At 44.9% G+C, this 5,956-nt stretch carries 4 protein-coding genes; all 4 read left to right on the plus strand.

The annotated features are described in order from the left end of the window. The first annotated feature begins 212 nt into the window (after positions 1-212). Positions 213-1,526, plus strand: coding sequence for a branched-chain amino acid transport system II carrier protein (gene brnQ, locus B9J84_RS09690; RefSeq protein ID WP_013857601.1), 1,314 nt, complete (start codon positions 213-215; stop codon positions 1,524-1,526). Positions 1,527-1,696: 170 nt separating this feature from the next. After that, positions 1,697-2,795, plus strand: a protein-coding gene (prfB, locus tag B9J84_RS09695) for a peptide chain release factor 2 (protein ID WP_096000859.1) whose coding sequence is annotated in 2 segments (ribosomal slippage) — positions 1,697-1,771 and positions 1,773-2,795 — 1,098 coding nt in all. Because the reading frame shifts where the segments join, the coding sequence is not laid out codon by codon here. Positions 2,796-2,828: 33 nt separating this feature from the next. Beyond that, entirely contained in the window at positions 2,829-4,361 is a 1,533-nt protein-coding gene (gene lysS / locus B9J84_RS09700; RefSeq protein ID WP_013857598.1) for a lysine--tRNA ligase, read from the plus strand. A gap of 262 nt (positions 4,362-4,623) precedes the next feature. Beyond that, positions 4,624-5,956: cyclic-di-GMP-binding transcriptional regulator VpsR (gene vpsR / locus B9J84_RS09705; RefSeq protein WP_017043264.1), on the plus strand; the 1,333-nt coding region annotated here is incomplete at its 3' end.

The following is a 5,956-nucleotide window of genomic DNA, read 5'->3' on the forward strand; positions in this document are numbered from 1 at the left end:
GATCAACACATCATTCTTTCTATTTTTTAACATTTAGAGTTTTAAACTGGTTTTTTACCGACATTATAAATTAATGTAGCGTTTTTTGCTTTGCCTTGCGAAGTCTTGAGTGTTTCGTCATTATTCGCCCTTAATTTTTAGATTTAGATGCGGTTTCAACCTCATCAACAATGCATACACAACATTTATCAAATAATAATTAAGGGTTATCTGTGAAGCAGACGTTAAAACTAACAGATATTATCGCGGTCGGCTTTATGCTTTTCGCGTTTTTCTTGGGTGCTGGTAACATCATCTTTCCGCCAATCGCTGGCCAACTTGCTGGAGAGCATTTACTGCCAGCCATGACAGGCTTCCTTATTACCGCTGTCGGTTTACCATTGATGACGATTATTGCGATTGCTGTCGCGGGTGGTTCTTGGGAGCATTTAACCAAAGATCTGCCTAAACAAGCTGCAACTATCATGGCAGTGATGATCTTTATCATCATTGGTCCTGCCTTTGCAGCACCGCGTACCGGCCTTGTGGCGTATGAAATGGCAGTGAAACCATTTTTCATTGATGCGCAACAATCGCATTTGACACTATTTTCGATTCTCTTTTTTGTGATTGCGATGTTTTTTGCCTGGTCTCAAGGTCGGCTCATTGACATCATTGGTAAAGTGCTAACTCCTGCTCTATTTGTTGGATTAATTATTTTAGCCGTTGCGGTTTTTGTTGACCCGCAAGGTGAGATGGTGACTGCACAAGGCGAATACCTGACTCAGCCGTTGACGAAAGGTTTCCTTGAAGGCTACAACACCATGGATACGTTTGGCGCACTGATGTTTGGGATGTTAATTGTCGATGCACTGCGTAGCAAAGGCATTACTGAGCGCGCGGCAACCACAAAGTATTTAATCAGCGCGGCGTGCATTGCGGCGGTTGGTTTAGCTTTTGTCTATATTTCACTGTTTTATCTTGGCGCGACAAGCTCTGTGGTCGCTTTTGGTGCAGAAAATGGCGGTGCGGTGCTTAGCCAATATGTGCAAGCGCTGTTTGGCCCTTATGGGCAGATCGTGCTTTCTGTCATCGTGCTACTAGCCTGCCTAACCACGGCAATTGGTTTGATTTCAGCATGTTCAGATTACTTTTGCACATTGACTCCAATTGCGTATAAATCTTGGGTGATCATTATTGGTGTTGCTTGCGCTATCGTGGCAAACGTTGGTTTATCGCAATTGATCACTCTTTCTATCCCCGCACTGTATGCGCTTTATCCAGTTGCGATTGCCTTGATTATGTTGACCTTCTTGAGAGGGAAACTACCAAACCCAGCAGTGGCATACCGTGTGGTGCTACTTGTCTCTTTTCTTTTTGCGTTGATCGACGCGGCAAAAGTCGCTGGCGTTGATGTGTCTGCGTTCAATATGCTGCCACTGTTTGAGGTCGGCATGGGGTGGTTGCTTCCGACACTTGCTGCGATGATTTGCATGTTCTTTATTGCAACTACCGTTCAACAAAGTGTGGTTAAAGAAGCGGCATAATCGCGTTTTTACCCGTAAGCATTAAAGAGGCTGAACACGATTGTTCAGCCTCTTTTTTTAGGCGTGCGCCAGCTTTTATTCCAAGAGATCAAACGAATTTTTCCTGTATCTTCGTCACATTTTTAAGTAGAATTCTTCGGTTAAATTCTACTCATAAATGTTGAGCAAACATGTTTGAAATCAATCCTATTAAAAACCGTCTTCAGGATGTGTCAGAGCGCACAAATATCCTGAGGGGGTATCTTTGACTACGACGCTAAGAAAGAGCGTTTAGAAGAAGTGAATGCAGAACTCGAGCAACCCAACGTCTGGAACGAACCTGAGCGTGCACAAGCGCTAGGTAAAGAACGCGCTTCGCTCGAAGCCATTGTCGATACCATTGATCAGTTAGATCAAGGTGTGGATGATGTGGAAGGACTACTGGAACTGGCTATTGAAGCAGAAGACCAAGAAACCTTCGATGAAATTGGCCCTGAACTGGATGAGCTGGAAACTAAGCTTGAACAGCTTGAGTTTCGCCGTATGTTCTCTGGCGATCACGATTCTTCAGATTGCTATATTGATCTGCAGTCTGGTTCGGGCGGCACCGAGGCTCAAGACTGGACATCAATCCTGCTACGCATGTATTTACGTTGGGCAGAAGCGAAAGGCTTTAAGACTGAAGTGATTGAAGTGTCTGAAGGTGATGTTGCTGGCCTAAAAGGCGCAACCGTGCGCATTATCGGTGATTACGCTTATGGTTGGCTGCGCACCGAAACTGGCGTACACCGCTTGGTTCGTAAATCCCCATTTGATTCGAGTGGCCGCCGCCATACCTCTTTTGCCTCTGCGTTTATCTATCCTGAGATTGATGAAAATATTGCTATCGACATCAACCCAGCCGATCTTCGTATCGATGTTTATCGCGCTTCGGGAGCGGGTGGTCAGCACGTTAACACCACCGAATCGGCGGTCCGTATTACGCACATTCCAACCAATACCGTTGTTCAATGCCAAAACGATCGTTCGCAGCATAAAAACAAAGACCAAGCGATGAAACAATTGCGTGCAAAACTGTTTGAACTTGAGTTACAAAAGCAGAACGCAGAAAAGCAAGCCAATGAAGATGCGAAATCTGACATTGGCTGGGGAAGCCAAATCCGATCTTATGTATTGGATGACTCCCGAATCAAAGACTTACGCACTGGCGTTGAAAACCGCAATACCCAAGCGGTATTAGATGGTGATTTAGACAAATTTATTGAAGCAAGCCTGAAATCAGGCCTTTAATGCTTTTTTACCGACATATAAGGTACATGTAAAATGACTGATGCTGTTCAAAACGAAATGAATCAAGAGCAAATTGCGCAAGAAGAGAACAAACTCATCGCAGAGCGTCGCAGCAAGCTGGATCACATCCGTAAGAGCTGTAAAGCGAATGGCCACCCAAATGACTTTCGTCGTGACAGCCTTGCGGGCGATCTTCAACAGCAATTCGGTGAAAAGAGCAAAGAAGAGTTAGAAGCCTTAAACCATGTTGTGGCGATTGCAGGTCGTATCATGGCGAAACGTGGCCCTTTCCTTGTTATTCAAGAAACCTCTGGTCGTATTCAAGCTTATGCTTCAAAAGAGGTTCAAACTGAGCTCAAGGAAAAATACCAAGGTCTAGACATTGGTGACATCATCGGCGTGAAAGGTGCGTTGCACAAATCTGGCAAAGGCGATCTCTACGTTAATATGGAAGAGTACGAATTGCTGACAAAGGCACTTCGTCCGTTACCGGAGAAGTTCCACGGTTTGACTGACCAAGAGATGCGCTATCGCCAACGTTATGTGGATTTGATTGTTAATGAAAGTTCACGTAATGCGTTCATTGTTCGCTCTAAAGTAATGACTGCAATTCGTAACTTCATGATCTCAAAACAGTTCATGGAAGTAGAAACGCCAATGATGCATGTGATCCCTGGCGGTGCTAGTGCGCGTCCATTCATCACTCACCACAATGCGCTCGACATGCCAATGTACTTGCGTATCGCACCTGAGCTTTACCTTAAGCGTTTAGTTGTGGGTGGCTTTGATCGCGTGTTTGAAATCAACCGTAACTTCCGTAACGAAGGTCTTTCTCCTCGCCATAACCCTGAATTTACTATGATGGAATTCTATATGGCGTACGCAGATTACAATGATCTGATGGACTTTACCGAGGAGTTATTAAGCACTGTGGCACAGGAAGTTTTAGGTTCGACTTCAATGCCTTATGGTGATGAAACGGTAGAATTTGGTGGTCAATATGCTCGCATGAGTATGTTTGAAGCCATCAAACACTACAACCCAGAGCACGCTCAAATCCAAGCGTTAACTGAACAGGATCTGCAAAACCGTGAGCTCATGGTATCTATCGCGAAATCAGTTCATGTAGACGTTGAACCTTTCTGGACTTGTGGCCAACTTCTTGAAGAGATATTCGGTGAAACGGCTGAACCTAAGTTGATGCAACCGACTTTCATCACTGGATACCCTGCGGATATTTCACCATTGGCGCGTCGTAGCGATAACAACCCATTCTTCACTGACCGTTTTGAGTTCTTCATCGGTGGTCGTGAAGTCGCCAATGGCTTCTCTGAGCTTAATGATGCTCAAGATCAAGACGAGCGCTTCTTAGCGCAAGTGAATGCCAAAGATGCTGGCGACGATGAAGCCATGTTCTACGATGCTGATTATGTTGTTGCGTTAGAGCACGGTCTCCCACCAACGGCGGGTCAAGGCATTGGTATTGACCGTTTGGTGATGTTACTCACCAACACCCATACGATTCGTGACGTTATCCTATTCCCTGCGATGCGCCCACAGCAGTAATTGCTACTTTCGTTCCGATAAACCGCCTAAATAGGCGGTTTTTTTTTGCATTAGTCTGAAAAGTTTTGTTCACTAGCGTGGGCTAACAGACAAAAATTTCGAAAGGATTATGAAATAGTTCCCTATATTAAATGGCAAAGCGCTTATTTGTTGTCTAGTCTTATGATTGAGACAGACTACAGCGCCAAGTCTCGTTAATGTAACAGCCGTTTAATGTGCCAAAAGTAGCACTGCATATAAATTTAAAGATAAGGAATAATAGATGGGCACTCAATTCCGAATGGATTCTGTCCCTGGTTCGCTTGTCGTCGTTGGTGGGACATACGAGCCTTGGTTATCTGTACTTGAACAGGTTGGTTGGCGTTGTACACAATGCGCAGATTTACGTAAAGCGGATGCCTTGTTTGCAGAAACAGGCCCATGCATTGGTATTGTTGATTTGAGCCATGATGAATTCAGCCTCAATGGCATTGCAAATTTGGTCAGCAACCATAAACAAGTACGTTGGTTGGCGTTCATTCGCGAATCACAGTTGAGCTCGGATACGATTTGCCAATTCATTGTTAACTTTTGTATCGACTTTTTTACGGCGCCGATTCCCGATGCGCAGCTACTGAGCACCATTGGACACCAACTTGGAATGCTTAAGTTAGAGAAAAAAGTATGGCCACATTATGGAGCAACAGGGGATATTGGTTTAATTGGTGAGTCCACTCCCATGAAGCGCTTGCGTGATCAGATCAAACGCATCGGCCCTACAGATGTCAGTATCCTCATTTATGGGGAAAATGGAACGGGCAAAGAGACGGTCGCGAGAGCGGTACACAAAACCTCGTCTCGCGCACAAAAACCTTTTATTTCAGTGAATTGCCGAGCTTTATCGGAGAGCCGCTTTGAATGTGAGCTATTCGGTATTGGTTGTGAAGACTCATCTCAAACTTCATTATTGGAGCGGGCAGATGGTGGGACGATCCTACTCAAAGATATTCTCACGCTACCTAAAAGCCAACAAGCTAACCTCTTGCGCTTCCTGCAAGAAGGAACGATAGAAACTTCAATGGGTGTCAAAGAGGTGGATGTGCGTATTTTGGCCGCCAACTCTTCCGATATTGAAAAAGCGCTGATTGATGGCAATTTTAACGAAGAGCTGTACCACTATATCAACGTATTGCGTATTAATGTCCCGAGCTTAAAAGAGCGGGCGGGTGATATTGCTTTACTGGCACGACACTTCTTGCAGGAGTATTCAAAAGAGTTTAACGCGCAGGCGCGCAGTTTTACTGAAGAAGCGGCGCGCTCATTGGCTCGTTATCACTGGCCGGGTAACGTTCGTGAGCTGATGAATCAGATCAAACGTGTGGTGCTGATGTCCGATTCAGTCATGTTGGATGAATTGCAACTCGACTTACCAAAACGCAGTGATGGTAAGCGCAGCCTAAAAAGTATTCGTGAGCGTTCAGAGCGAGATGCGCTATTACTGGTTCTAGAATCCAACTCAGGTCAAGTATCAATGGCCGCCAAAGAGCTAGGTGTATCTAGAGCTACTATGTATCGCTTGCTTAATAAGCATAACTTAATCACTGAAAATACCTATT

It is taken from the genome of Vibrio sp. V03_P4A6T147 (genome assembly GCF_002241085.1).
In the GTDB taxonomy this organism is placed as follows: domain Bacteria; phylum Pseudomonadota; class Gammaproteobacteria; order Enterobacterales; family Vibrionaceae; genus Vibrio; species Vibrio anguillarum.